This is a genomic window from Pseudomonas sp. GW821-FHT07E12 (assembly GCF_058986605.1).
The window spans coordinates 92792-118904 of record NZ_JBYSVX010000001.1 but is presented as its reverse complement, the minus strand read 5'-3'; the positions used below and the strand labels follow the sequence as shown (position 1 = coordinate 118904).

Genomic DNA, 26113 nt, shown 5'->3' with positions numbered 1-26113 from the left:
GCCCCCACTGATATCAGCTTCTGGCCTATTGCGTTGAAAAACTCGGCGCTGGAGCAGGAGCACCGTGTAACCGCTGTTCCATCTCTAGCGTGACCGCTACGTTGACGCACTTGTCCAACAGCGATGGCGCTGCCCTACCCCTTTAGAACAAGCGACACGTCCGGATATCTGGCGCACATGAAGTCCACGAAGGCGCGCACCTTCGGTGCAGCCAGGCGCCTGGAGGTGTGCAACACCCAGAGCGCCCGCTCCACGCCCGAGATCGTGCCCCACTGAATCAACTCGCCGCGCGCAAGGTGATTCCATGCAATCGACTGCGGAATCAGAGCGGCGCCACCGCCGGCGATCGCCGCATCGCGGACCATGAGGAATGAGGAAAACCTCAGCCTTGGAATGGGTTCCAGGATCAAGCGTCCGTCATCAAGATTCCACGTGGTTGGCTGGAAGCTCGACATCACGACGCTGGGAACCGGTCTGACCGCGCCACTGGTTGGCATTTCGATGGTGGGCGCGGCCACGACAACCAGCCGATCCTTGGCAAAGCACCGCCCGACCAAGCTGCTGTCCGGGCTTGGGTTGATCCGAATGGCCACATCGAACTGCTCTTCCACCAAATCGACCATGCGGTCCTCTGCCACCACCTCGAGCGTGATCTCCGGATAGGCCGCACAGAACTCCACACCAATGCGTCCCATCGCCAATTGCGAGAAGAGGACCGGAGATGCCACACGCAAACGCCCTCGCGGTGTCGAGAGCCCCTCTCGTGCGGCTGCCATGGCCTCGGCCACCTCGCTCAACGGCACTTCGGTGCGGTCCATCAGCAACTGCCCGGCCTCGGTGAGCCTGAGGCCACGTGCGCTGCGCTCGACCAAGCGCACTCCCAACTGCTCCTCGAGCTCGGCGATGCGCCGCGACAAGGTCGCCTTCGACCTGCCACTCGCGCGGCTCGCCTTTCCCAGGCCTTGGTTCGCTGCGACCAGCGCGAAATCGATCAGAGCATTCAGATCCATCGTGTTCCATATTTGAAACCAGGCGTCTACATCCTGGCATCTTCGTATTATCCATGCAACGACATAACGTCTCGTCACCGCAATGCCAGACGAGCAACTGCCATGAGCACCATGCAACGCGCTGTATTGATCCGGGCCTACGGCGGCGCCGCCGCCGCCGAAGTGGCCACCATCGCAGAACCAGAAGCAGGACAAGGCCAGGTGCTGGTTCGCACTCGCGCCGCCGGCATCAACGGCATCGACTGGAAAGTCCGCAGCGGTCTTGTGCGTGAGGTCTTTACGTTGCCGCTGCCGGTTGTGCTGGGTGCAGAACTGGCCGGTGTGGTCGAGGCCGTCGGGCTCGGCGCCACGCGTTTTCGTGTCGGCGACCGCGTCATGGGCGCGATGGGCGGGCTTGGCGCATTTGCCGAGCTCATTGCGGTGGATGACACCGAACTCGCTCGCATCCCTGATGACCTGGATGACATCCATGCCGCCGCCATGCCGGTTGCCGCGGTCGCAGCGTGGAAGAGCCTTCACCATGCCGGGCCACTGCATCCCGGCCGGCGGATCCTGATCCATGGCGCTGCAGGTGGGCTGGGTGGCTATGCCGTGCAGTACGCCAAGCGCGCAGGGGCAGAGGTTTTCGCGATCACATCGACGGGGCACCTCGATTACGTCCGCAGCCTCGGCGCGGAGCATGTCATCGACTATCAATCGCAGCGTTTTGAAGACCTCGTTCGAGACATCGATCTGGTCCTCGACTACGTCGGCGGCGATGTCCTGGATCGCTCGTGGCAAGTGCTGGCGCCGGACGGCGTGATCGTCGGTACGACATCGCCCGACATCCTGGCCCGCGCACCGCCCGGCCGCCGAGGCCTGTGGTTCATGAACAAGCCGGACGTCGCACTTCTGGAAACGCTGGCTGCACAGGTCGCGAGCGGCGCGCTGACGTCCAAGGTCAACGAGGTCGTCGGCTTCGCCGACATTCCTCAGGCCATCGAACGCAATCGCACTACCCCACGGGCCGGCAAGGTCGTGGCGGACTTTTCACGCTGATCCCCCCTTCCATCCACAGCAGGAGATTCACAATGAGCATTCTCGTCACCGGTGCCACCGGTACCGTCGGTTCCCTCATCACCCAAGGCCTCGCCGACGCAGGCGCAGAGGTCAAGGCATTGGTTCGCCAGCAAGGCAAGCGCGGCTTCCCTGCGGGTGTCACCGAAGTTATTGCAGACCTCACCGACGTTGCGTCGATGCGTGCTGCATTAGCCTCGGTGCGCACGCTGTTCCTGTTGAATGCGGTCACTCCCGACGAAGTGACGCAGGCGCTGATCGCGTTGAACCTGGCCAAAGAAGCAGGGATCGAGCGCATCGTGTACCTGTCGGTCATCCATGCCGACAAGTTCACCAACGTGCCCCACTTCACCGGCAAGCACACCGTCGAGCGCATGATCGAAAGCCTCGACATTCCCGCAACGATTCTGCGCCCTGCGTACTTCATGCAGAACGAAGGGATGATCCAGCAGACGATTCAAGACTACGGCGTCTACCCGATGCCGATCGGCGCCGCAGGTGTCGCCATGATCGATGCACGCGACATCGCAGACATCGCCGTTGTCGAGTTGCTGCGACGCGACCGCGCACCTGCCCCGCTGGAGCGTGTCACGCTCGAACTGGTCGGCCCACACGCCTTGACCGGCGCCTCCGTCGCAAAGGCCTGGAGCTCAGCGCTCGGCCGCGAGATCGCCTACGCCGGCGATGACGTGGCAGCCTTCGAAGCACAGCTGGCCGCATACGCTCCGTCCTGGCTGGCCTACGACATGCGCCTGATGATGGCCGGCATCCAGCACTTCGGCATGCACGCAGCCGACGGCACGGTGGAAAAGCTGCAAGCCATCCTGGGGCGTCCGCTGCGCACCTATGAAGACTTTGTGCGCGAGGCTACGGCTCGGGCTTGAACGCAAGTTACGCAGCAAGCGCGGCCTTCCCCGCCCTTGCTGCGCATGAGCATTTTTTCGAGGTTTACCTGGGCTACATCGACGCCATAGTGCCGCGACCTACTCGCTACCTGCTGGCGACCGGCTCGGGCTCTTGCGGTTGCCAGCCCCCACCGAGCGCCTTGAAGGCAGAGACCGCCGCACGTGCCGATTCGGTCTGCGCCTGGGCTCGCGCATCGGAAGCACGCAGCAAGCTGTCGTCGGCTTGCAGGACTTCGATCAGGCTGACGACACCTTTTTGGTAAGCCGCAAACGAAGCCCCGCGCGCACGGCCCAGCGAGTCCTCGCCTTGAGCGAGCACGCTGGCCTGTTCCTCACGCTTGACCAGGGCCGAGAAGGCGTTTTCCACGTCCTCCGTCGCGCGCAGCACGGCCAGCCGATAGGCGGCCAGCATCTCGGCTTCCTGGCCCTTGGCCTGATTGATCTGCGCATTGATGCGGCCGAAGTCGAACAGGCGCCAGCGCAGACCCAGCACGCCCGCGGATTGGCTGGCGCCGCTGGTGAACAGGTTGCCGCCGGACAGCGCCGTCGCGCTGCCGATCAATCCACCCAGCGAAAGCTTGGGGTAGTACTCGGCGACGGCGACACCGATGCGGGCGTTCGATGCGGCAAGACGACGCTCGGCCGCGATCAGGTCGGGCCGGCGCCTGAGCAGGTCACCCGGCGATCCCGTGGCGGTGATTTGCGGGGCAACGGGAATGGCGCTGGCATCGGCCAGTTCCGCCCGATGCGTTCCCGGTGGCGAGCCCAGCATCACATCCAGGGCATTCATGGCCGCATCCAGACCCGTCTCCAGCATCGGCACCGAGGCTTGTACCTGGGCAAGTGCCCCCTCGGCCTGTCGCACTTGAAGTTCGGCAGCCAAGCCCTTGCCGTACAGCAGGTTGATGGTCGAGAGCAGTTGCTGCTGTGTCTGCACTTGCCGGCGCGCCACATCCAGGCACGTTTGCAGCCCCCGGATGCTGATGTAGGTATCGGCGGTCTGTGCCGCTACCGCAAGGCGCGTGGCCGCGGCACCAGCTTCCGATGCCTGGTACTCGGCAAATGCTGCCTCCCGCCCCCGGCGCAGGCCTCCGAACACGTCCAGCTCCCAGCTCGCACCGAGATTGGCTTCGTAGGAATTGCCGTAGCGGTCGAAATCGGGCGTCGAGTTCAAGACTTGCCCAAGCGGTGTTTCAACGGATTGGTAGGCTCTGGTGGCCTGGCCACTGACGTTACCGGAAGGCAATAGCGCGGCATTGGCCGCGCCCAGCCCCGCGCGGGCTTGCGTGACCCGAGCGGAGGCCTGCGCGAGATCGAGGTTCTGCTCCAGCGCCTGCGTGACGAATCGCGTCAGTTGCGGATCGCCGAACCCTGTCCACCAAGCGACCAGGTCCGCATTGCCGGCGGCATGGCGCTGGTCCACCGCCGCCTGACCGAGGTACTGCCCCGGCATGGGCGTATCGGGCCTGACGTAATCGGGGCCGACGGCACAGCCAGCCAGAAGGCCGGCGGCGATGAGGATGGCAAAGGGGCGCTTGGGCAACATGGACTTCTTCCGGAAAGAGGCAGGTCGAATGATTGTGACTAATATACCATATGGTCACTCGTTGTCCAATTTCTGGCCGAGAGGTAAGCTTCGGGTCATGAACAAAACAACCACCTACCCCGTTCCGGCCCGTGGCCCGGCCGACCATGACGTGCGCGACCAGATCGTGACCGCGGCCACCGAGCACTTCAGCCGGTATGGTTACGAGAAGACCACCGTCTCCGATCTCGCCAAGGCCATCGGCTTCTCCAAGGCCTACATCTACAAGTTCTTCGAGTCCAAGCAGGCCATTGGCGAAATGATCTGCGCGAACTGCCTGCACCAGATCGAGACAGAGGTCAGGACGGCCGTGGCGGAAGTCGATCTACCGCCCGAGAAGCTGCGGCGAATGTTCAAGGTAAGCATCGAAGCCAGCCTTCGCCTGTTCTTCCAGGATCGCAAGCTCTACGAGATTGCCGCCTCGGCAGCCACAGAGCGCTGGCAGGCCGTGCTCGCCTATGAGGAACGCTTCCAGAAGCTGCTTCAGGAAGTGTTGCAGGAAGGCCGCCAGTCCGGGGACTTCGAGCGCAAGACGCCCCTGGACGAAACCTCGATGGCGATCTACCTGGTCATGCGCCCCTACCTGAACCCGTTGCTCCTGCAATACAGCTTCGACTACACCGAGGAAGCACCCCTGCACCTGTCCAGCCTGGTGCTGCGCAGCCTGTCCCCCTGATGCACCACCTCGTTGTGACTATTGACTAATTTAGTCACTAGACCCAGAATGGGTGTCCTGATCATTTCGTTGATGGGACTCCCATGCTCCGGCGCCGCCTCGTTACCTCCACCGTTCTCTGTGCACTGCCACTCGTACTGGCTGCCTGCAGCGACAAACCGCCATCCGATCCGCGCACCGAAGCGCCGTTGGTCCGTGCTGCCGTCGTCCTGGGAGCAGATGCTGCGTCACGCTCCTTCACCGGCACCGTAGCCGCACGGGTTCAAAGCGACCTGGGCTTTCGCGTCTCCGGCAAGGTGCTGGAACGGCTGGTGGACACCGGTCAAACCGTCAAGCGCGGCCAGCCGCTCATGCGCATCGATCCCGTCGATCTGAAGCTCGCCGCCCAAGCGCAGCAGGAAGCGGTCGCCGCCGCGAAGGCACGGGCGCAGCAAACGGCAGAAGACGAAGCCCGCTACCGCGACCTGCGCGGAACCGGCGCGATCTCCGCCTCCGCCTACGACCAGATCAAGGCCGCGGCGGATGCCGCCAAGGCCCAGCTCAATGCAGCCCAGGCCCAGGCGGAAGTGGCCTTGAACGCCAACCGCTATGCGGAACTGGTGGCCGATGCCGATGGTGTGGTCATGGAAACCTTGGCCGAACCCGGACAGGTCGTCAGTGCCGGACAGGTCGTGGTGCGCCTGGCTCATGCCGGGCGCCGGGAGGCGGTCGTCCAACTGCCGGAAACCCTGCGGCCGGCCATTGGCTCGGCCGGACAGGCCACGCTCTTTGGCAAGAAAGGCGTGGCTGTTCCGGCCAAGCTCCGGCAGCTCTCGGATGCCGCTGATCGGCTGACCCGCACCTTCGAGGCGCGCTATGTGCTGGAGGGCGAGCTGGCCGACGCGCCGTTGGGTACCACCGTCACGATCCAGATTCCGGACGGATCGGCCTCGGTGCAAAGCGGCCTGGAGGTGCCGATCGGTTCGCTGTTCGACGCGGGCAAGGGACCGGGCGTGTGGCTCATCAGCGGCGAGCCGGCAAAAGTTGCCTGGCGGCCGGTTACGGTCCAGCACCTGGAAGATGACGGCGCACGCGTCGCCGGTCAGCTCAAGCAAGGCGACCGGATCGTCGCGCTGGGCGCGCACCTGCTGCGCGAAGGCGAGCCGGTGCGCGTGGCCGGCCAGGCCGCGACCGTGGTGACCGAGGGAGCGCGTCCGTGAGCGAAGGCCGCTTCAACCTGTCAGCGCTCGCCGTGCGCGAGCGCTCCATCACCCTGTTCCTGATCTGCCTGATCTCGCTGGCCGGGCTCGTTTCATTCTTCAAACTGGGCCGTGCCGAAGACCCCGCCTTCACCGTCAAGGTGATGACCATCATCACCGCCTGGCCCGGGGCCACTGCGCAGGAAATGCAGGATCAGGTCGCCGAGAAGATCGAAAAGCGCATGCAGGAACTGCGCTGGTACGACCGCACCGAAACCTACACAAGACCCGGCCTGGCCTTCACGACGCTGACGCTGCTCGACGGCACACCGCCTTCGGAAGTACAGGAGCAGTTCTACCAGGCACGCAAGAAAGTCGGCGACGAAGCCGCCAACCTGCCGCCCGGTGTGATCGGGCCGATGGTCAATGACGAATATGCGGACGTCACCTTCGCCCTGTTCGCGCTCAAGGCCAAGGGCGAGCCGCAGCGCCTGCTGGTGCGCGATGCGGAGACGTTGCGCCAGCGGCTGCTGCACGTGCCGGGCGTCAAGAAGGTCAACATCATCGGCGAGCAGTCCGAACGGATCTATGTCGAGCTTTCGCACGAGCGCCTGGCAACGCTGGGCATCAGCCCGCAGGAGGTGTTTGCCGCGCTCAATGGCCAGAATGCGCTGACACCGGCCGGCTCCGTGGAAACCAGGGGGCCGCAGGTGTTCATCCGCCTCGATGGCGCTTTCGACGAATTGCAGAAGATCCGCGACACCCCGGTGGTGGCGCAGGGACGCACGCTGAAACTGTCGGACATCGCCACCGTCGAGCGTGGCTATGAAGATCCTTCCACGTTCATGATCCGCAACGGCGGCGAGCCTGCGCTGCTGTTGGGCATCGTCATGCGCGATGGTTGGAACGGACTGGACCTGGGCAAGGCGCTGGACAGTGAGGTAGGCGCCATCAACGGCGAACTGCCACTGGGCATGAGCCTGACCAAGGTCACCGACCAGGCCGTCAACATTGGCTCGTCGGTCGACGAGTTCATGATCAAGTTCTTCGCCGCGCTGCTGGTGGTCATGCTGGTGTGCTTCGTCAGCATGGGGTGGCGCGTGGGCATCGTGGTCGCCGCCGCCGTGCCGCTGACGCTGGCAGCGGTCTTCGTGGTGATGGCTGCAACCGGCAAGAACTTCGACCGCATCACGCTGGGGTCGCTGATCCTGGCACTTGGTTTGCTGGTGGACGACGCAATCATCGCCATCGAAATGATGGTCGTGAAAATGGAAGAAGGTTACGGCCGCATTGCCGCTTCCGCCTATGCCTGGAGCCATACCGCAGCGCCCATGCTTGCCGGCACGCTGGTGACGGCGGTCGGCTTCATGCCTAATGGCTTTGCCGCCTCCACCGCCGGCGAATACACCAGCAACATGTTCTGGATCGTCGGTATCGCACTGATCGCATCCTGGGTGGTCGCGGTGGTTTTCACGCCCTACCTGGGCGTCAAGCTGCTGCCTGATCTCAAGAAGGTCGAAGGCGGTCACGACGCGCTCTACAACACACCGCGCTACAACCGCTTCCGTCAGGTTCTGGAGCACGTCATCGCGCGCAAGTGGCTGGTCGCAGGCTCGGTGATCGGTCTTTTCGTGGTGGCGGTGCTCGGCATGGGAATCGTCAAGAAACAGTTCTTCCCGATCTCCGATCGCCCCGAGGTGCTGGTCGAAGTGCAGATGCCTTATGGCACATCGATCGCACAAACCAGCACCGCGACCACCAAGGTGGAAGCCTGGCTCGCCAAGCAGCACGAAGCCAAGATCGTCACGGCCTATATCGGCCAGGGCGCGCCGCGCTTCTATCTGGCCATGGGGCCGGAGCTGCCTGATCCCTCGTTTGCCAAGATCGTGGTCCGCACGAACAGCCAGGAGGAACGCGAGGCACTGAAGGCGCGTTTGCGCCAGGCCATCGCAGGCGGCCTGGCACCTGAGGCGCGCGTGCGCGTCACCCAGCTCGTATTCGGCCCGTACTCGCCGTTCCCGGTCGCTTACCGGATCAGTGGTCCGGACCCGGACAAGCTGCGCAGCATCGCAGCCGATGTGCAGCACGTCATGGACACCAGTCCGATGATGCGCACCGTCAACACCGACTGGGGCACGCGCACGCCCACACTGCACTTCACCTTGCAGCAGGACCGGCTGCAGGCCGTCGGGCTGACTTCCAGCGCCGTGGCGCAACAGCTGCAATTCCTGCTCAGCGGCGTGCCCGTCACCGCCGTGCGCGAAGACATCCGCACCGTGCAGGTCGTAGCCCGTTCGGCAGGCGATACCCGCCTCGATCCGGCCAGGATCGCCGACTTCACACTTGCAGGTGCCAATGGGCAACGCATCCCGCTATCGCAGGTGGGCAAGGTCGACGTCCGCATGGAGGAACCGGTCATGCGCCGTCGCGACCGCATGCCGACGATCACCGTGCGGGGTGACATCGCCGATGGCCTGCAACCGCCGGACGTGTCGGCCGCCATCACGCAGCAGCTCCAGCCCATCATCGACAAGCTACCGGGTGGCTACCGCATCGAGCAGGCCGGTTCCATCGAGGAATCAGCAAAAGCGACGAAAGCCATGCTGCCGCTGTTCCCCATCATGCTCGCCATCACCCTGATCATCATCATCTTCCAGGTGCGTTCAATCTCCGCGATGGTCATGGTCTTCCTGACCAGCCCGCTGGGCCTGATCGGCGTGGTGCCAACCCTGATCCTGTTCCAGCAGCCATTCGGCATCAATGCGCTGGTCGGCCTGGTTGCGCTGTCGGGCATCCTGATGCGCAACACGTTGATCCTGATCGGGCAGATCCACCATAACGAGCACGAAGGGCTGGACCCGTTCCATGCAGTGGTCGAGGCCACGGTGCAACGCGCCCGCCCGGTCATCCTGACTGCACTGGCCGCCATCCTGGCCTTCATCCCGCTGACCCACTCGGTGTTCTGGGGAACGCTCGCCTACACGCTGATCGGCGGCACCCTCGCCGGAACCATTCTGACGCTGGTGTTCCTGCCGGCGATGTATTCCATCTGGTTCAAGATCGCCGCCCGCGGCAGCAGATCGTTGGCCGAGCAGCCCACATGAATATCCCTCTTGAAAAAGAAACTGCCATGACGAATCAGAACGTTGTCCTCATTACCGGTGTTTCGTCGGGCATTGGACGAACCACCGCAGAGAAGTTTTCCATGCAGGGGTGCCGAGTATTCGGCACCGTGCGCAACATCGACAAAACGGTTCCGTTGCCCGGCATCAAGCTGATCGAGATGGACGTTCGCGACGATGCGTCCGTCCGGCGTGCAATCAGCCGCGTCATCGAACAGGCCGAGCATATCGACGTGCTCGTCAACAACGCAGGAATGAACCTGATCGGTGCAGTGGAGGAAACGACGACCGCCGAGGCTGCATCGCTGTTCGACACCAATCTATTCGGCCTGTTGCGCACGACACAGGCGGTCCTCCCGCACATGCGCGCGCAACGCCATGGAAGGATCGTCAACATCAGCTCTGTGCTTGGCTTTCTCCCCGCGCCGTACATGGGGCTTTATGCGGCCTCCAAACATGCGGTGGAGGGACTGTCTGAAAGCCTGGATCACGAGGTACGTCAGTTTGGTATCCGCGTGACACTGGTCGAGCCGTTCTATACCAAGACCAATCTTGAAGCCAATTCACCGCACGCAAAGACACCGATTGCAGACTATGACCGCGAGCGCGCCATCGTCGCGAGCGCCATTGCGGACAGCGTCAGCGGCGCGCCCGACCCTTCCGAAGTGGCAAGCACGATCGTCGAAGCGGCATTGGGCACTTGGCGCATGCGCCGAACACCGGCCGGACAGGCGTCCCTCCTGAGCAAATTGCGTCGCTTCATGCCTGCAGGTCCGGTCGATGCCAGCCTGAGGAAGGCACTCCGCCTGACCTGATCACCCACAGTCCGAAAGCCAGATCATCGGCCGTCTCGATAAAGGGAAAACGATGACGACACCGACTCATGAGTTGCCATCGCAATGAATTGAGAGCTTTACAACAACAGTAACAATACAGGGAGTAACGATGTTTATTCACAATAGATTGTCCTATTCCGTCGTTCTTGCGCTTGCAGTGGTCGGCCTGACGGCACCCAAGGAGAGCCACGCCGCAGCGTTCCAACTGAAGGAAAAGAGCGCCAAGGCACAGGGGCGTGCATTTGCCGGCTCCATCAGTGCGCCAGGCGATGCCTCGGTGATCGCCGACAACCCGGCGGCGATGCGGCTTCTGGATGGCCGGCTTCTGCAGGTCGACCTCACCGCGGTCGACTATTCGATCAAGTTCAATGGCACCGGCAACGATGCACTGGGACGCCCGCTGTCCGGCGGCAATGGCGGCGACGCGGGCAAGCTGGGCGCGGTCCCGGCCACATACTTCTACACGCCCATCGGCGAACGCATGCACCTGGGTCTGTCGATCACGGCGCCCTTCGGTTTTTCGACCGAATACAACCGCAATTGGATCGGCCGTTACCACGGCGTACACACCGAACTTCAGGCTATCGATTTCGGCGCGTCCTTCTCGTACGACATCAACCCGTACGTATCGTTTGGCGGCTCGGTTTTCATCGAGCGCGCCGAGGCGAAGATCGAGAATGCGATCGATTTTGGCGCGATGCTGGCCGGCTCCGGCGTTCCGGGCTTCGCACCGACCTCTGCCGACGGCTACACGAAGCTGGACGGGAGCAACAACGAGTGGGGCTTCACCATCGGCGGGCTGTTCAGCCCCACCGACCATACCCACATCGGCATTGCCTACCGTTCCGAGGTCAAGCACAAGATCAACGATGTGGACATGAAGTTCGATGTGCCATCCAACGCCGCCGCAGTCCTGGCCGTCGCCAGGCCGGGATGGTTCACCAACACGCGCGCGGCCACCGAGCTGAAGCTGCCGGCCACCCTGACAGCGAGCATTACGCACGATGTGACCGACCGATGGACCATCATGGCCGACGTGACCCGGACGGCATGGGGGAAATTCCAGGACGTCCGGCTCGACTTCGAGTCGAACCAGCCCGATCAGGTTCTGGAGTTCGGCTACCGCGACAGCACGTTCTTGTCGATCGGCACCGAATACAGGCTCAACTATCAATGGACGTTGCGCGCGGGCATCGCCTATGACGAATCTCCGGTAACCAACGCAGTGCGTGATGTCCGGGTCCCCGATGTGCAACGCAAGTGGCTGTCCGTGGGTGCGACTTGGCAACCCACGCCGATGTGGGAGTACAGCCTCGGCTACACGCACCTTTTCCTTGATGACCCCGAAATATCCTTGAGATCGGCCACCGGGAGCACGTTGAGCGGTACATACAAGTACGGAACCGACATTCTTGCCCTGGCGGCGGTGTACCGTTTCTGAGGCGGAGAAGTACCCTGCTCATCGGAGTTGGTGGCACGACATCCATGTCGCCAACGCCGGTATCCATTCAACCGAATCAATCGCAGGCTGGAATCATGATCTATCGCTCACTGCTCAAGCTCGGCGTAGCCGTGGTGTTGATCACACCCTTGATCGCCACCGCAGGCGATGTATCACCGCGGGTTGTCGAACTCGATGTCGCCAAAGCGATCGACCCGGTCGATCGCTTCTTCGACTTGTCGGTCGGCGCCGACTACCCCGGAACCCTGATCCGCGACGACAGCCAGGCACAGTTGAAGACGGTCGTTGACGAACTGGGTTTCCGCTATGTGCGGTTTCACGCCATCTTCCATGATGTGCTTGGCACGGTGAAAGTCGAGAACGGCCATACCCGCTACGACTTCAGCGGCATCGACAAGCTCTATGATGCCCTGCTCGCCAAGGGCATCAGGCCTTTCGTCGAACTTGGCTTCACGCCGCAGGCGATGGCGACCTCGCCGCAATCCATCTTCTACTGGAAGGGCAACACCTCCCATCCCGAGCCCAAGGCGTGGCGCGCGCTCGTCGAAGCCTATGTGCACCATGTCCGCGAGCGCTACGGTGCCGATGAGGTCAGGCACTGGTACTTTGAGGTCTGGAACGAACCCAACCTCAAAGACTTCTGGGAGGGTGCCGATCAGCAGGCCTACTTCGCGTTGTATCTGGATACGGCGAAGGCGATCAAGGCCATCGACCCGCAGCTGCGTGTTGGCGGACCCGCCACCGCCGGCGCGGCCTGGATCCCGGAGTTCCTGGCCTATGCGAAGGCGAATCAGGCGCCTGTCGACTTCGTGGCAACGCACAGCTACGGCGTCGACGGCGGCTTCCTCGACGAAGCAGGCCAGCAGGACACCAAGCTGTCCAGCTCGCCCGATGCGATCATCGCCGACGTACGCCGCACACGGCAGCAGATTGCGGCCTCGGCCTTTCCGGATTTGCCGCTGTACTTCACCGAATGGAGCACCAGCTACACCCCGCGCGATCCGGTGCACGATTCGTACATCAGCGGGCCTTATGTGCTGACCAAGCTCAAGCAAAGCAAAGGCCTGGCTCAAGGCATGAGCTATTGGGTCTATACCGACCTGTTCGAGGAGCCGGGACCGCCGCCGACGCCGTTCCATGGCGGCTTCGGGCTGCTGACGCGCGAGGGCATTCGCAAGCCGGTCTATTTCGCCTACAAGTACCTGCATGCGCTGCAGGGGCGCGAGCTGCCCAGCGACGATGCATCGACCTGGGCGGCCACCGATGGTAAGGCGGTCGCCGCGCTGGTATGGGATTGGCAGCAACCCGAGCAGCCGGTCAGCAACCGACCCTTCTACACCAAGCCGCTGCCATCGACCGACGCGCGTCCGGTGCAACTGCGATTGGCGCACCTGGCGCCTGGCAGTTATCGATTGAAGGTGCGGCGAACCGGCTTCAAGGCCAATGACGCCTACACCGCCTATCTGGAAATGGGCTCGCCGTCGTCGCTGGACGCAAAGCAGCTGGACCGCCTGCAAGCGCTGACCACCGATACGCCGGAGATCGATCGCAGCGTGCGTGTCAAGCGCGACGGCCAGTTGTCGCTGGACCTGCCGATGCGCAGCAACGATGTGGTCCTGGTCACCGCAGAACGCCTGACGGATGTTTCGCAATGAAAACAGTACAGCCGGCCCCACGCATGAACGCCATCGATGAAAACCGCATCGTCGTCACCGGCATGGGCGCGGTGAGTCCGCTCGGGTGCGGCGTCGACAAGGTCTGGGCGCGGCTTCTGGCAGGTGAGTCCGGCGTCGGCCAACTGCCCGAGGAACTATCGGCGGGAACCGGGTGTGGCGTAGGTGGTCGCGTCCCCAGCATCGCTGATGATGCCGATGCCGGCTTTGACGTGAGCGGCGTGATCCCGCCCAAAGACCTTAAGAAGATGGATCGCTTCGTGGAGTTCGCCCTGGTGGCTGCGCACGAGGCCCTGGAGCAGGCACGCTGGCATCCCACCGAGGCACGCCAGCAAGAGCGTACGGCCACGGTGATCGCGACCGGAATAGGTGGCTTTGGCTCCATCGTCAACGCCGTCCACACCACTGACAGCAAAGGACCCGGCAGGTTGTCACCGTTTTCGGCGCCGACGTTCCTGGCAAACATGGCATCTGGCCACGCGTCGATCCGCTACGGTTTCAAGGGGCCTCTGGCAGCGCCGGTCACGGCGTGTGCCGCAGGCGTCCAGGCGATCGGCGATGCAGCGCGCCTGATCCGCTCAGGCGAGGCCGATATCGCGCTGTGCGGTGGCGCGGAAGCGGCCATACATCGAGTCAGCCTGGGCGGCTTCGCCGCTGCCAAGGCATTGAGTACGTCGTTCAATGACTCGCCCCAGGCGGCATCCCGGCCTTTCGATCAGCGTCGCGATGGGTTCGTGATGTCCGAAGGGGCTGGCCTGCTGGTCATCGAGCGACTGGGCCATGCGTTGGAGCGAGGCGCCACACCACTTGCAGAACTGGTGGGCTACGGCACCGCAGCCGATGCCTACCATCTTACGGCCGGCCCGGACGACGGAAATGGGGCTCGACGGGCGATGGCGCTGGCAATCGCACAGGCCGGGATCACCGCGGACCGAATCCATCACATCAACGCACATGCGACCTCAACGCAGGTGGGAGACCGCGCGGAGCTGGCAGCCATCTCATCGCTCTTCGGCCATAGACCCGATCTTCTCGTGTCCGCCACCAAATCGAGTACAGGACACCTGCTCGGCGCGGCCGGCGGCATCGAAGCCATCTTCACCGTCCTTGCCCTGCGCGACCAGATCGCGCCAGCCACACTGAACCTGGAAAACCCTGACCCGCTGGCGCAAGGGCTGAACATCGTGACGGGGCAAGCTCAGCAGGCCCAGTTTGAGTACGCGCTATCGAACGGCTTCGGCTTCGGGGGAGTCAATGCCAGCGTGATTTTCCGCCGGTGGTGAGCAAGACATCACAGCGTTGGGAACGGGCACGCGAGCAGATGCGCGGCCGCACATTGTCGAATGCGGCCGCGCGTGTCTTTCAAGAATTGCAGAAGAGATCCGTTTCGATCGATGGGCATGGTGTCGGCTACTTTCGGTGAAGCGAACGAAAGATGCATCAGCCCGAGGTTGGCGATGAGGATGAGCAGCGTCAAAAGCGAGCAAGAGCTCAGCATTTGCCTATAGGGCGACTCTCGACAGGTGCACCCGGCCTACTTCACCGAAAAGACCACTCGGCTCCCCCACCGCCCGAGTACCCGACCCAAGGCATCGGGATCATCCACGCGCCCCAGCCGGGTGTAGGAATAGGACGAACGGAAGGTCTCGTAGAAAATGACCACGGTGTTGGAACCGTAAAGCATCACATCGCCGGCATGGATCATCCCCAGCCGGCTTGCCTCAGTGGGCAGCGCCTGCGGCAGATCAGCATGCTTTTCGTTACCGTTGAGTTCGGCCATGTCCAGCGTCAACGGGAACTGGGCCGCGAACGCGCGCGCGGCAGCGTTGTCGGCCAAGGTAATGGGGAAGCAGTGTTCGCCGACGGTCATCCACATACTGGTTTCCTCCGGTTTGGCGGATGTTCCTGCTGCATCCTGAGCAACGACTGTGGGCTTTTCGGATTGGCTGGCCTCGCATCCGCCCAGTATCAACAGGCCGAACAACAAGCCCAAACCGCGCAGGTGCCAGCGCTTCGGCGGCAGGTACGAGATCGAGCAGGAATTGGTTCGAGTCATGGCACGTCTTCCCGGGCAGGCGCGCTACTCAGGCAGCGTGCGGCGCTTGCGAACGTGATGTCATAACGGTCATGAAGGCGCCGAACAGCAGCGCGGCTGCGCTGACGATGAAAGCACTCTGATAACCACTGCCATCGAACAGCAGGCCGCCCACGGTGGAGCCCAAGGCGATGGCCAACTGGATCACCGCCACCATCAGCCCACCGCCGGCTTCGGCATCCTTGGGTATGGTCTCGGCGATCCAGCTCCACCAGCCCGCCGGGGCCGCGGTGCCCAATAATCCCCATGCCGCCAGCAGGGTTGCCACCGGCCAAGCCCTGGTGCCGATGGGGATCAGCGCCAGCGCGATCGCTGCCATCAGGACGGGAATGACGATCAGGGTGCGGTACAGGCCACGCTTGAGGAAAGTGCCGATGACGACGGTGCCGATGAAGCCCGCCACGCCGATGCCCAGCAGGACGAACGAGAGCGTGGACACGCCCACGTGCGTCACCGTTTCCAGGAACGGGCGCACATAGGTGAACAACGCGAACTGCCCCATGAAGAACGCACCGCAGGCGGCCATGCCCAGCGCGACCGTCCGGCGCCGGAACAACCGGAAGACGTTGCCCGAAGCGGACGAGCGTTCCGCATTCATGGACGGCAGGCTGATCCACTGCCAAGCCAGAGCGATCACCGCCACTGGCACCAAGCAGTAGAAGGCACCACGCCAGCCGATGATCGATCCCAAGTAGCTGCCCAAAGGCGCGGCGATCACGGTCGCCAGCGCGTTGCCACCGTTGAAGATGGCCAGGGCGCGCGGCACTTGCGCGGCCGGCACCAGGCGTATCGCGGTGGCCGCCGACATCGACCAGAAACCGCCGATCACCACGCCAATCAAAGCGCGCCCGAGCATATAGACGAAGTAGTTCGGTGCCATCGCCACTACCGCGCCGGACAACGCCATCAGGCCAGTCAACGCCAGCAATAGCGTCTTGCGGTTCATGCTGCCGGCCAGCGCGGAGATCGACAGGCTGGTGATCACCGCAAATGCGCCGGAGATGGCGATGCCGTATCCCACCCAGCCTTCGCTGACACGCAGATCGGCGGCAATCGGTGTCAGCAGGCTCACGGGCATGAACTCAGACGCGATCAGCGCGAACACGCACAGCGTCATCGCGAAAACGCCGCCCCAGTGAGCGGAGCGCAACTGGGCTTCGTGTTCCCCGATGCTCGCAGGAATGTTCATCGACGCCGTCATTACGCGACCAAGTGCTGGGTGAAGAAGGCCGTCAGCTTGTCGAACGGGATTACGTCCACTTGGTCATAAAGATCGGTGTGGTTGGCGCCCGGGATGATCAACAGTTCCTTCGGCTGCGCTGCGGCCGCATAGGCGGTTTCACTGAAGTAGCGCGAATGGGCCTTTTCGCCATGGACGAACAACACCGGGCGCGGCGAGATCTCCGCGATGTAGGTCAGCAGCGGCATGTTCATGAACGACAGCGGCGTGGTGATCGTCCATGAGTTCCCGGAGTTGACCGCCCGGGGATGGTACCCACGCGACGTCCTGTAATAGTCGTGGTAGTCCACCAGGAACTGCGCTTCGCCACCCTTCAGGTCGTTATAGGGCGGTTGATAGGCCGGGGTGCCCTGTTCCGCATCCTGCCAGCGTTGCCGGCTCAGTTGCTCCAGCGTCTGCGTGCGCTGTGCGAAGGTCACGCTGTCGTTGTAGCCCTTGGACATGACGCGCGTCATGTCGTACATGGTGCTGGCCACGACGGCCTTGACGCGCTTGTCCACGGCGGCGGCATTCAACGCCATGCCGCCCCAGCCGCAGATACCGATGATGCCGATACGCTCACGATCGACATTGGGTAGCAGCCCGAGGAAATCGACGGCAGCGCTGAAATCTTCGGTATTGATGTCCGGTGAGGCGACATTGCGCGGCTCTCCACCGCTTTCGCCGGTATAGGACGGATCGAAAGCCAAGGTGACAAAACCGCGTTCGGCCATCGTTTGCGCATACAGGCCAGACGACTGCTCCTTTACCGCACCAAAGGGGCCGCCAATGGCGATTGCCGCCAGCTTTCCACTGGCATTCTTCGGTTGGTACAGATCGGCCGCCAGGGTGATGCCGTAGCGGTTCTTGAATGTCACCTTCCGGTGATCGACCCTGTTGCTCTTGGAGAAAACCTTGTCCCACTCTTGCGTCAGTTGCACGGCGCCTGCGCCGGTTGCGGATGGATTGGATTGCGCGAAGACTGGCGACGCGCCGACCACGGCAGCCAGGCAGGCTCCTTTCAGCAGGGTTCGGCGCCCGGTGTCAGACACATTCTGATGAGCGATTGCATCGTGCTTGTTCATGGTGATTCCTCGGAGTGCGCCGCATTCAAGCGGCGATGGTGGCGTTGTCGATGACGAAGCGATGTTGGACGTCGCCCTTGAGCATGCGTTCGTAGGTGGCGTTGTCTCAGCGGCGCCTGGTGATGAGGTTGAACACACCGGGAGACGGATGCGGAGCAGCAGGTGCGCCGACCAACACGGTCGCGCCGTCGCGCTTGGGCGGAACGAGGAGCGCGTCCAGATCGTGCGGCGCGGCTACCGTGTTAACGAAGGGCCCATGGAAGGATGCGGACCATTCTGCTCACGCTTGATCTGCTTGATTAGACGATGAATACTTTTATGCCCTATTAGCTTTACTAATCAATTGAGCATGCCAGACTTGCCCCATGGCACGACGCAACCTCAATGATCTACTGGCCTTCGTCACGGTAGCCCGGGAAGGGAGCTTCACCCGCGCCGGCGCCGTTCTCGGGGTCTCCCAATCGGCGCTCAGCCAGGCGATCAAGACTCTGGAGGAACGGCTGGAGATCCGCCTGCTGACCCGCACCACGCGCAGCGTATCGCCCACGCCGGCGGGTGAGCGGTTGCTTCAGGCGATCGGGAACCGCTTCGACGAGATCGAGGCCGAACTGGATGCGCTCACCGAACTGCGGGACAAGCCCGCCGGCTCGGTTCGCATCACCAGCGGCGACCATGTCCTGCGAACCATTCTGTTGCCGAAGCTGCTGCCGGTGATGCATCGCTACCCGGACATCCACATCGAATTCGATGTCAGCTATGGACTGCGGGACATCGTGGCCGATCGATTCGATGCAGGCGTTCGCCTTGGGGAAAACATCGACAAGGACATGATCGCCCTGCCGATCAGTCCAAAGCTGCGAATGGCGGCAGTGGCTTCGCCTGGCTACTTTGAGAAGCACCCCATTCCAAAGGTCCCCGAAGACCTGACGCGGCACAACTGCATCAACATCCGGTTCCCATCGCTGGGGGGCTTATACGTCTGGGAGTTCGAGCGACGCGATCGACAGGTCAACGTGCGTGTCGAAGGCCAGGCAATCTTCACTACTTCACCACATATCGTGCTCGCGGCACTCGACGGGATGGGTATCGCATTCCTTCCCGAAGAGGAGTTCGCGCCCCACATCGAGGAAGGACACCTGATCCGCGTGCTGCAGGACTGGTGCCCACCATTCTCGGGCTACCACCTTTACTACCCAAGCCGCCGTCAGCACTCGCCGGCATTCTCACTTGTTGTAGATGCTTTGCGAATGTGAGCAACTGTCAGCGAATACCGCAGCCAGGCAACTTGCACGAACGCAACTGTCCGCACCGACAAGCACATGTCTGCTCAGAGCTATTCGCACATGCCGTGGGATACAGCTGGCTGGCAATGCAGGCCCGCACATGGCCAGCCACTGGATAAACGACGTCGTCAGTAACCTGCGGCCCCAGATCCGCCGAACCACCGCACTGCCGCCTGTGCCGCTTTCTCAGGGTCGAAATCCCCCTCCCCTACCCAGGCGACAACGCCATCGGGACGTACGAGCACCGCGCTCAGGCCCAGGCAATCATCAGCATCGCTTGCGACGTACATGACTCGACCGTGCCAGCGGCTTGCCAGTTCTCGGCATGGGGCACGCACGTCGAAATCCAGCCACAAGCCACTCCCATGGCGGAGCAACGCGCCGACTTTCGTGCCATTGGCCAGTTCAAAGTCGGGAACACTGCGCCCCACCAGCGGATGGTGGTCGCCGAGATCGTAGCGAAGAGAAACGCCCCACACGCGCTCGGCAAAATAGGTCGCGCCGTCGCGCGTGTCGACGAGGTCGCGGATGATGGCTTCGAGTGCACGCGAGCTGGGGCTGGGTCGCATGAGCGCGACCTGGGCGCGTGACCAGTCCAGAACCTGCGTTCCCACCTGATGCCGTTCGTCCAGATAACTATCGAGCAGGCCTGCCGGCGCATTCCCACGGCTCGTGGCGGCAAGCTTCCATCCAAGATTCATCGCGTCACCGAGCCCAAGATTGAGGCCCTGGCCGCCCAACGGGGAATGGATATGTGCGGCGTCGCCGGCAAGCAGGACTCTTCCTCTGCGATAGGCGGTTGCCTGGCAAGCACGGTCCGTCCAAGTGGTGGCGAGCCGCAAGGCGGTCAATGTCACGTCCGTTCCGGAGACACGGCGCAACACCGTCTGCACATGGTCGAGCGTCATCGGCTGGATGCGATGGAAAACACCGCCATCGAAATCGACCATCGCGACCGTTCCGGGCCTGGCATAGGTATACATGCCTGTCGGCGTGTAGGTGCGACCAGGCCGAAGCATGTCCGGATCCTCCATCTCGACTTCGACGGAATAGCCGGTGAATTCCGGCTCAGTGCCGACGAAGTCGAAGCCCCCCGCCTTGCGCACTGTGCTGCGGCCACCATCGCACCCGACAAGCCAGCGGCCGCGGAAGATCACGCCCTCGGTGCGGAGAATTACTTCTTCGTCCGTCTGCTCGAATGCTTCGACGGCGACGCCGCGCCGAATCTCGACACCCATGGCGCTTGCCCGAGTGGCGAGCACGGTTTCGAGAGTTTCCATGTCCACCATCAAGCTGGTGCCCGCCGGGCTCGGCAGGTGATATGGCCATCGGGAGGCATCGACATGGTCATGGAAGAACGGGATGCCGGCGAAATGGCCCGCCGGACGCCGGGGCGACTGCATCCAGTGCACAGCCGCTCGAGTGGCGCCGGAGACGTCATGCGCTCGCTGCGCCTCGGTAACGGCGTCCAGCAGACCGCGACGATAGAAAGCTTCCAGAGTGGGCGCCGAAAGACCTCGCATGCCGAAAGGGAGGCGTTTCAAGGGCGAATGCGGATCCTCGGCCCGCTCCAGCACCACGACCGATAAATCGAAGAGCCTGAGCTCACAGGCGAGAAACAGCCCGACGGGACCGGCGCCGGCGATAACAACGTCATAGGGTTTCGGATGGCGGCTATGCATGAACAACTCCAGTGTCGATTCATTGTTCGACCGGAGCGTTCCTCGGGTTGGAGAACCTCACGGACGAATGATGGGACGCGGGCAGCGTCCGATATTCGTCGTGGGGATCTCAAGCACGAAGCCAAAGACCAGAACTTTCGTTACCGAAAGGACTTGGGCTTACCAGACCAAGTCAGCCTTTTCCGACAGGATCACGTTAGCACGCCCAGCGCTGAGCGCACTATCCGACTCCCTGACTCCGGGCTCGTCGCCTCCTGATAAGCCTCTCTTATCGCCCTTCCCTAGCCAGGTGGGAGTCGGACCTCGGCCTGCTCGGCTGTAACCAAAGCGTATTGGCCGCACCTGACGAGGCCCATTACCATGCGGCCATGCCAAAGCCGCACACGCATCATTACGCCCATGGTCACGTCGTCCATCTCGTGCCGCGGCTTGAAGCATCCTCGCCAGCACAAGCGCCCGAGGTGCTACGGCTTCCGAGCCGCATGGGCTTCGCAGGACGCATGTCATTTGCGCTCATGAGCACGCTCGCATCCGCCTGCGCCGCTTGGGCCATCTTCATGCTCTGGACGGAGGAGACGCCTGGCTGGTGGTTCAACGTTCTTTTTACCGTCATGATCGGCAGCCTTGCGATCTCGCTCTGGGCAATCTTGATCGGTTCAATCCGGATGGCGAACCTCGAACGTCATCTGCAGGCGGTTTGGCGCAACATCGGGCCCACAGCCGTCGCGACGACCGGCCGGGTGAACGAGCGGTATTGGGCACTTTCCGAAGAAGGCTCGGTCATGTCCTTCACGCTGATCGTGCAAATGCCCGACGATCGGCCGGTTTGCGGTGAGTGGCATCTCAAGAACTCGCGTGAGTACCTTCTGCAGACGCAGGTTCCCCGCATCGGCTCCAAAGTGCGCGTGTGGCGCGTTCCGGATGCTTCGATCGATGCACCGTTGGTGATCGAAGCCACTGATCCCTCGGTCGTGGGCTAAGCCTTCCTCATGAGTGCCTGATATAGTTCGGCGATCACGATGGGTACTGGACCCGTCCACGAATCACAGGGAGTTGTCATGGGTCTTGTACAGGCGGTGGCAGGTGCAGTCGGTGGTGTTCTCGCCGATCAATGGAAGGATTTCTACACCGTGCCGGCCGGGCTGCCGTCGACGGCGGCGCTGTTCGCCGCGGTCCCGCGTGGAACCAACGCCGGGCGTGGCTCGAACACCAGTGCATCCTCGAACATCATCACCAACGGGTCGAAGATCGTTGTTCCCGAAGGCTACGGGTTGCTGCTGGTCCAGGACGGCGCGATCACCGGATTCGCCGCCGAGCCGGGCGGTTACGAATGGCGATCGGACGATCCGAACTCGCAGTCGATCTTTGCCGGCGATGGATTGGTCACGCCGCTTATCCGGCAGAGCTGGGAGCGCTTCAAGTTCGGTGGCCAGCCGGGCTCGCAGCAGGCCGCGTTCTTCGTGTCGCTCAAGGAATTGCCTGACAACCGGTTTGGCACGCAATCCGAGATCTACTGGGACGACGGCTTCCTCGGTACCCAAGTCGGTGCGGTGACGCGTGGCTCGTACACGCTGAAGATCATCGACCCGATCCTGTTCGTGAAGAACTTCGTGCCTGCCCGTTACCTGCAACCTGGCCAGGTCTTCGACTTCACCGATCTCGACAACGCCGCTGCCAGCCAGCTGTTCAACGAGGTGGTGGGTTCGCTGGCACCGGCTTTCAGCCTGTACACCAACGACCCGGGCAAGGGAAACCGCATCACCAAACTGCAGCAGGATTCGCTCGGCTTCGCCCAAAGCCTGTCCACTGCGGTCGAGCAGGCGTACCAGTGGAAATCCGATCGCGGCCTGGCCATCGTCAAGACCGCGATCGTGTCGATCGAGTACGACGCGAACACCCGGGAATTGCTCAAGACCGTGCAGCGCGCCGATGCGCTGGCCGGCGCACGCGGCAACTCCAATCTGCAGGCGAGCGTCGCCCAGGGCATCCAATCGGCGGGCGAGAATGGCGGTGCCGCCGGCCTGGTGGGCGTGGGCATGGCATCGGGCATGTTCGGTGGCGTTGGCGGCCTGCAGCAACCGGTCGCGCCGGCTGCCGATGACCCGGTCGCGAGGCTGAAAAAAGCCAAGGAAATGCTCGATCTCGGCCTGATCACCCAGGACGACTACGACAAGCTCAAGGCCAAGGCACTGGGCCTGTAACACGCAGGGCGCTCCGATCATGTCCGACCCCAGAACCCCGCCGCCACTGCCGGCGGCGCCCCTGACCGGCCCGGGATCACCGCAGGATGTGCCGCCACTCCCGGGCAGCTTTCCGGTCGATCCGGCCACCCTGCCCCAACCGATCCGCGACGAGCTGCAAGCTCCCGACCCGGTCGCGCTCGATACCTCCGCCACCGAGCTCAAGGATGGCCTCAACCGCTGCCCGAAATGCGGTGCCACCGACATCCGGCTCAAGCCCGGCACCGACGTGCTGGTCTGCCTGTACTGCCGCAACGAATGGCATGGGGCCCGGGTCGAGGAAGAATTCGGGTTCGGTGATGACCTGGACCAGCTCCAGGGCACCATCATCGCCTCCGGCGCGCGCGACATCGAGGCCGATACCGCCAGCCTGATGAGCTTCAAGTGCACGGGTTGCGGTGCCGAGGTCACGATCAACACCGCGAGTACGATGACGGCGCGCTGCCACTGGTGCCGCCACGTGTTCGGTGTCAACGAACAGGTCGCCAACGGCGCGGTGCCTGATGCGGTGCTGCCGTTCCATATCGGCAAGGATGACGCGGTCGCGCGCATCCGCCAGTTCGTGGACAAGCGGCGCCTGTTCGCACTGAAGGCGTTCAAGGAACAGTTCACGCCCGAGAATGTCGTCGGCGTCTACCTGCCCTACATGATCGTCGACAGCAACGTGAGTGCCAGCGTGGCCGGCAAGGGCGAGATCGAGACGCGGCGGTACACGCGCGGCACCGAGAAGAACAAACAGACCTACTACGACGCCGACGTGTACCAGGTGGATCGGCACGTGGACTTCACCGTGGACGATCTGCCGCTGGAATCGTCCACCGAGCGTGGCAACCTGGACACGCGGGCCAACACCAACAACATCATCAATACGATCCTGCCGTTCGACACCAAGAACGCACTGAAGTGGAATGCCTCGTACCTGGTGGGCTTCACCTCGGAGAAGCGCAATGTCGACGTAGCGCAGCTGCGGCCACGGCTGGAGGATCAGCTGCTGTCGATCGCCCGCGCCCAGGTCGAGGGATCCGTGCGCCGCTACGACCGCGGCGTGCGCTGGGAACAGGAGCGACTCGATGTCCACGGCACGCGCTGGGTGTCGATGTACCTGCCGGTGTGGCTGTACTCGTACCACCAGCCCGGCCACAACGGCGGCATGCTGCACTACATCGCAGTGAACGGCCGCACCGGCGAGACCATGGGCAGCGTGCCGGTGCAGCAATGGAAACTGCTGCTGGCCGCGCTCACCACCGGCACCATCATCGAGGCCCTCGCCCTCATGTTCCTGGGAGCCAGCTCGTGAGCGATGACAATGGACTCTGGTTGCTGCTGGCCGGCCCGGCCGGCGCGACTGCGCTGTATTGGGCTCTGTACCGGTACTACCGCAACACCGACAAGTCGCACGCCTTCGAGCGGGAAACGACCATCGAGGCCAAGCCGGTGACCGGCTCGGACAGAAAAATCGATACGGTGATGGGCACGCAGGAGACGAGCATCCGCGGCAACAATGTGCGCGCGTATCGGGCGCGCGTGCGGCGGGAAACTGGCTGAGGGTATCGTCCAGATCCCGGCCGCACGGCGCTACTAGTTGACATGCATGTCCGCACGCCTGCTGAAGTTTCGCAGGGCTCAGAACTTGTAGGTAACCGAACCGGCCAGAACGTCAGCCCCCAGATCGTAGGAGCCGGCCAGGGTACTGCCGTAGTCCGTTACCAGGTTGATCTTTGGATCGCTGGTGAAAGCATGCGTGTAGCCGAGGTTGTACTCGACCTGCACCGAAGGTGCCCAGGTCAGTCCCAACGACACCAGCTTGCGGGTGGAGTCCGGCACGCGCGTGTTGCGATGGGCCGTGGTGGTCGGCGTCTGGTCGTAGGCCAGACCACTCCGCAGGGTCAGCGTGTCACTCACCCGATAATCCACGCCGATGGAACCGAAGGTCGTGTCCCGGTAACTGAAATCCAACGGCAGCGACTGTCCGGAATCCATCTGGATCACGACCTGATCGAACGTCGACCAAGCGGTGCGCGACAGGTCCGCCATGACCATCCACCTGTCGTTGATGCGGTGGGTGAAACTGGCAGTCGCGATGGCAGGCAGCTTGAGCGACGCTCGGCCCTTGGAATCAACGAACAAACCCTGTGATTGCAGCAGGGCCAGCGCCACGTCGCCGGCTGGCGTATCGGCGTCGAAGCGGCCTGTGCCGTTGGTGATCTTGTGCTGCATTTCGGAGCGATAGGTCAGGCCGATATGGGTGTTCTCATCGATGCTGAACAGGCCACCCAATATGAAGCCGACATCGGTATCGCCACCCTTGATGTTCATGTAGGCATCGGCGCTGCCAGGGGCGAAGCCGGGCACGCCGGCACCGGACAGGACGGTTCCCAAGTCCATTGCGCTTGCGACCTTCACATCCAGGCGTTCGGCAAAGACGTTGATGCCGAAGGAAACATAAGGATTGACGTCGTAAGAGAACGCCAGTCCAGCATCGATCGCCTGCAACTTGGTCCGGGTGCTGTTGTAGCGCCCCACCCAATCGCTGTCGTAGCGAGTCTCCAGACCGAAGGGAACCGTCAGCGAAGCGCCGAAGTGCAGATTGTCGTTCTCGCCGAACGGCAGGTGCAGGTAAGAAGAAGGGATCACCCCGATCCGGCCGGCGTCACCGCCATTGCCGCCGGAGATGGGCAGGCCGGTGCCGGCACCACCCAACCCGGCATAGCGACCGCCGTCGCCGCGGTAATCGGCCGAAAAACCGACCCCGGCGGCACCTATCTGGAACTGGCGCCCGTCAAGCAGGCGCATGCCGGCTGGGTTGTTGGCGACGATGGCGACATCGTCCGGCGCACTTGCGCTGCCCGCAAAAGACCGTCCTTGGGCTTTGGCACTGTTTTCCTTGAGCTGGAAAGCGGCGCTGCGTGCATTACTCGGAGCCAGCACACTGCCGGCGGCGAATACTAAGACTGCGTATCGGTTGAACGACATGATCCTTCCCTCCACAGGTTTGATTTGGTTTTG

General features: G+C 62.9%; 21 protein-coding genes and 1 pseudogene. 14 read left to right on the top strand and 8 right to left on the bottom strand.

Annotated elements, in window-relative coordinates; all coding sequences use genetic code 11:
* Positions 1–134: 134 nt before the first annotated feature.
* Positions 135–1010 carry a LysR family transcriptional regulator gene (locus AC3WJE_RS00540; protein WP_493728816.1) on the bottom strand — a complete coding sequence of 292 codons (876 nt, stop codon included), beginning with the start codon at positions 1008–1010 and terminating at the stop codon, positions 135–137.
* A 102-nt stretch (positions 1011–1112) separates the two neighbouring features.
* Here AC3WJE_RS00540 and AC3WJE_RS00535 point away from each other — a divergent pair, with 102 nt between their 5' ends.
* Both AC3WJE_RS00535 and AC3WJE_RS00530 read left to right on the top strand, forming a co-directional pair.
* Positions 1113–2048, top strand: a complete 936-nt coding sequence (locus AC3WJE_RS00535; RefSeq protein ID WP_493728815.1) for an NADP-dependent oxidoreductase — start codon at positions 1113–1115, stop codon at positions 2046–2048.
* Between the two features lie 32 nt (positions 2049–2080).
* Entirely contained in the window at positions 2081–2950 is an 870-nt protein-coding gene (locus AC3WJE_RS00530; RefSeq protein ID WP_493728814.1) for an NmrA/HSCARG family protein, read from the top strand.
* Positions 2951–3056: 106 nt separating this feature from the next.
* Here AC3WJE_RS00530 and AC3WJE_RS00525 read toward each other — a convergent pair whose 3' ends face one another.
* On the bottom strand, positions 3057–4517 hold the full coding sequence (locus AC3WJE_RS00525; RefSeq protein WP_493728813.1) for an efflux transporter outer membrane subunit: 1461 nt from the start codon (positions 4515–4517) through the stop codon (positions 3057–3059).
* A gap of 97 nt (positions 4518–4614) precedes the next feature.
* Here AC3WJE_RS00525 and AC3WJE_RS00520 point away from each other — a divergent pair, with 97 nt between their 5' ends.
* The 7 genes from AC3WJE_RS00520 (at position 4615) to fabF (ending at position 14786) form a co-directional block, all read left to right on the top strand.
* Positions 4615–5232 carry a TetR/AcrR family transcriptional regulator gene (locus AC3WJE_RS00520; RefSeq protein WP_493728812.1) on the top strand — a complete coding sequence of 206 codons (618 nt, stop codon included), beginning with the start codon at positions 4615–4617 and terminating at the stop codon, positions 5230–5232.
* Positions 5233–5315: 83 nt separating this feature from the next.
* Positions 5316–6431, top strand: a complete 1116-nt coding sequence (locus AC3WJE_RS00515) for an efflux RND transporter periplasmic adaptor subunit (RefSeq protein WP_493728811.1) — start codon at positions 5316–5318, stop codon at positions 6429–6431.
* Positions 6428–9514: an efflux RND transporter permease subunit gene (locus AC3WJE_RS00510; protein WP_493728810.1), complete on the top strand. Its 3087-nt coding sequence runs from the start codon at positions 6428–6430 to the stop codon at positions 9512–9514. The genes AC3WJE_RS00515 and AC3WJE_RS00510 overlap by 4 nt, the downstream gene beginning before the upstream one ends.
* Complete coding sequence (locus tag AC3WJE_RS00505; RefSeq protein WP_493728809.1) at positions 9511–10347, top strand: oxidoreductase; 837 nt, start codon at positions 9511–9513, stop codon at positions 10345–10347. The genes AC3WJE_RS00510 and AC3WJE_RS00505 overlap by 4 nt, the downstream gene beginning before the upstream one ends.
* Before the next feature lie 130 nt (positions 10348–10477).
* Positions 10478–11809, top strand: coding sequence for an outer membrane protein transport protein (locus tag AC3WJE_RS00500; RefSeq protein WP_493728808.1), 1332 nt, complete (start codon positions 10478–10480; stop codon positions 11807–11809).
* Between the two features lie 95 nt (positions 11810–11904).
* Complete coding sequence (locus tag AC3WJE_RS00495; RefSeq protein ID WP_493728807.1) at positions 11905–13485, top strand: GH39 family glycosyl hydrolase; 1581 nt, start codon at positions 11905–11907, stop codon at positions 13483–13485.
* Positions 13486–13508: 23 nt separating this feature from the next.
* Positions 13509–14786, top strand: coding sequence for a beta-ketoacyl-ACP synthase II (gene fabF / locus AC3WJE_RS00490; protein ID WP_493728806.1), 1278 nt, complete (start codon positions 13509–13511; stop codon positions 14784–14786).
* A gap of 251 nt (positions 14787–15037) precedes the next feature.
* Here the strand turns inward: fabF and AC3WJE_RS00485 are convergent, their stop codons facing one another.
* The 4 genes and pseudogenes from AC3WJE_RS00485 to AC3WJE_RS00470 all read right to left on the bottom strand — a co-directional run.
* The gene (locus AC3WJE_RS00485; RefSeq protein WP_493728805.1) at positions 15038–15559 is read right to left on the bottom strand and encodes a cyclophilin-like fold protein; all 522 of its coding nucleotides are present in this window, start codon (positions 15557–15559) and stop codon (positions 15038–15040) included.
* A gap of 28 nt (positions 15560–15587) precedes the next feature.
* The gene (locus AC3WJE_RS00480; protein WP_493728804.1) at positions 15588–16787 is read right to left on the bottom strand and encodes an MFS transporter; all 1200 of its coding nucleotides are present in this window, start codon (positions 16785–16787) and stop codon (positions 15588–15590) included.
* A gap of 11 nt (positions 16788–16798) precedes the next feature.
* Positions 16799–17902, bottom strand: coding sequence for an alpha/beta hydrolase (locus AC3WJE_RS00475; protein WP_493728803.1), 1104 nt, complete (start codon positions 17900–17902; stop codon positions 16799–16801).
* Positions 17903–17927: 25 nt separating this feature from the next.
* Positions 17928–18149, bottom strand: a pseudogene (locus AC3WJE_RS00470) (NAD(P)-dependent alcohol dehydrogenase); the annotation flags it as partial.
* A gap of 118 nt (positions 18150–18267) precedes the next feature.
* Between AC3WJE_RS00470 and AC3WJE_RS00465 the strand changes: the two are divergent.
* The gene (locus AC3WJE_RS00465) at positions 18268–19155 is read left to right on the top strand and encodes a LysR family transcriptional regulator (protein WP_493728802.1); all 888 of its coding nucleotides are present in this window, start codon (positions 18268–18270) and stop codon (positions 19153–19155) included.
* A 158-nt stretch (positions 19156–19313) separates the two neighbouring features.
* Here AC3WJE_RS00465 and AC3WJE_RS00460 read toward each other — a convergent pair whose 3' ends face one another.
* A complete protein-coding gene (locus AC3WJE_RS00460; protein WP_493728801.1) occupies positions 19314–20867 on the bottom strand; it encodes an FAD-dependent monooxygenase in 1554 nt (517 codons plus the stop codon).
* Between the two features lie 368 nt (positions 20868–21235).
* Between AC3WJE_RS00460 and AC3WJE_RS00455 the strand changes: the two genes are divergently transcribed.
* The 4 genes from AC3WJE_RS00455 to AC3WJE_RS00440 all read left to right on the top strand — a co-directional run bounded on the left by AC3WJE_RS00455 (position 21236) and on the right by AC3WJE_RS00440 (position 24652).
* Entirely contained in the window at positions 21236–21847 is a 612-nt protein-coding gene (locus AC3WJE_RS00455) for a hypothetical protein (RefSeq protein WP_493728800.1), read from the top strand.
* A 78-nt stretch (positions 21848–21925) separates the two neighbouring features.
* Complete coding sequence (locus tag AC3WJE_RS00450) at positions 21926–23068, top strand: hypothetical protein (protein ID WP_493728799.1); 1143 nt, start codon at positions 21926–21928, stop codon at positions 23066–23068.
* A gap of 19 nt (positions 23069–23087) precedes the next feature.
* On the top strand, positions 23088–24404 hold the full coding sequence (locus AC3WJE_RS00445) for a hypothetical protein (protein WP_493728798.1): 1317 nt from the start codon (positions 23088–23090) through the stop codon (positions 24402–24404).
* Positions 24401–24652, top strand: coding sequence for a hypothetical protein (locus tag AC3WJE_RS00440; protein WP_493728797.1), 252 nt, complete (start codon positions 24401–24403; stop codon positions 24650–24652). The genes AC3WJE_RS00445 and AC3WJE_RS00440 overlap by 4 nt, the downstream gene beginning before the upstream one ends.
* A 78-nt stretch (positions 24653–24730) precedes the next feature.
* On the opposite strand, the gene AC3WJE_RS00435 is transcribed toward AC3WJE_RS00440, so the two are convergent.
* Positions 24731–26080, bottom strand: a complete 1350-nt coding sequence (locus tag AC3WJE_RS00435) for an outer membrane protein transport protein (protein ID WP_493728796.1) — start codon at positions 26078–26080, stop codon at positions 24731–24733.
* Between the last annotated feature and the right edge of the window lie 33 nt (positions 26081–26113).

Bases quoted from the DNA above. Each gene is read 5' to 3' on its own strand.
- AC3WJE_RS00540 (WP_493728816.1), bottom strand. From the start codon at position 1,010: ATGGATCTGAATGCTCTGATCGATTTCGCGCTGGTCGCAGCGAACCAA.
- AC3WJE_RS00535 (WP_493728815.1), top strand. From the start codon at position 1,113: ATGAGCACCATGCAACGCGCTGTATTGATCCGGGCCTACGGCGGCGCC.
- AC3WJE_RS00530 (WP_493728814.1), top strand. From the start codon at position 2,081: ATGAGCATTCTCGTCACCGGTGCCACCGGTACCGTCGGTTCCCTCATC.
- AC3WJE_RS00525 (WP_493728813.1), bottom strand. From the start codon at position 4,517: ATGTTGCCCAAGCGCCCCTTTGCCATCCTCATCGCCGCCGGCCTTCTG.
- AC3WJE_RS00520 (WP_493728812.1), top strand. From the start codon at position 4,615: ATGAACAAAACAACCACCTACCCCGTTCCGGCCCGTGGCCCGGCCGAC.
- AC3WJE_RS00515 (WP_493728811.1), top strand. From the start codon at position 5,316: ATGCTCCGGCGCCGCCTCGTTACCTCCACCGTTCTCTGTGCACTGCCA.
- AC3WJE_RS00505 (WP_493728809.1), top strand. From the start codon at position 9,511: ATGAATATCCCTCTTGAAAAAGAAACTGCCATGACGAATCAGAACGTT.
- AC3WJE_RS00500 (WP_493728808.1), top strand. From the start codon at position 10,478: ATGTTTATTCACAATAGATTGTCCTATTCCGTCGTTCTTGCGCTTGCA.
- AC3WJE_RS00495 (WP_493728807.1), top strand. From the start codon at position 11,905: ATGATCTATCGCTCACTGCTCAAGCTCGGCGTAGCCGTGGTGTTGATC.
- fabF (WP_493728806.1), top strand. From the start codon at position 13,509: ATGAACGCCATCGATGAAAACCGCATCGTCGTCACCGGCATGGGCGCG.
- AC3WJE_RS00485 (WP_493728805.1), bottom strand. From the start codon at position 15,559: ATGACTCGAACCAATTCCTGCTCGATCTCGTACCTGCCGCCGAAGCGC.
- AC3WJE_RS00480 (WP_493728804.1), bottom strand. From the start codon at position 16,787: ATGAACATTCCTGCGAGCATCGGGGAACACGAAGCCCAGTTGCGCTCC.
- AC3WJE_RS00475 (WP_493728803.1), bottom strand. From the start codon at position 17,902: ATGAACAAGCACGATGCAATCGCTCATCAGAATGTGTCTGACACCGGG.
- AC3WJE_RS00465 (WP_493728802.1), top strand. From the start codon at position 18,268: ATGGCACGACGCAACCTCAATGATCTACTGGCCTTCGTCACGGTAGCC.
- AC3WJE_RS00460 (WP_493728801.1), bottom strand. From the start codon at position 20,867: ATGCATAGCCGCCATCCGAAACCCTATGACGTTGTTATCGCCGGCGCC.
- AC3WJE_RS00455 (WP_493728800.1), top strand. From the start codon at position 21,236: ATGCCAAAGCCGCACACGCATCATTACGCCCATGGTCACGTCGTCCAT.
- AC3WJE_RS00450 (WP_493728799.1), top strand. From the start codon at position 21,926: ATGGGTCTTGTACAGGCGGTGGCAGGTGCAGTCGGTGGTGTTCTCGCC.
- AC3WJE_RS00445 (WP_493728798.1), top strand. From the start codon at position 23,088: ATGTCCGACCCCAGAACCCCGCCGCCACTGCCGGCGGCGCCCCTGACC.
- AC3WJE_RS00435 (WP_493728796.1), bottom strand. From the start codon at position 26,080: ATGTCGTTCAACCGATACGCAGTCTTAGTATTCGCCGCCGGCAGTGTG.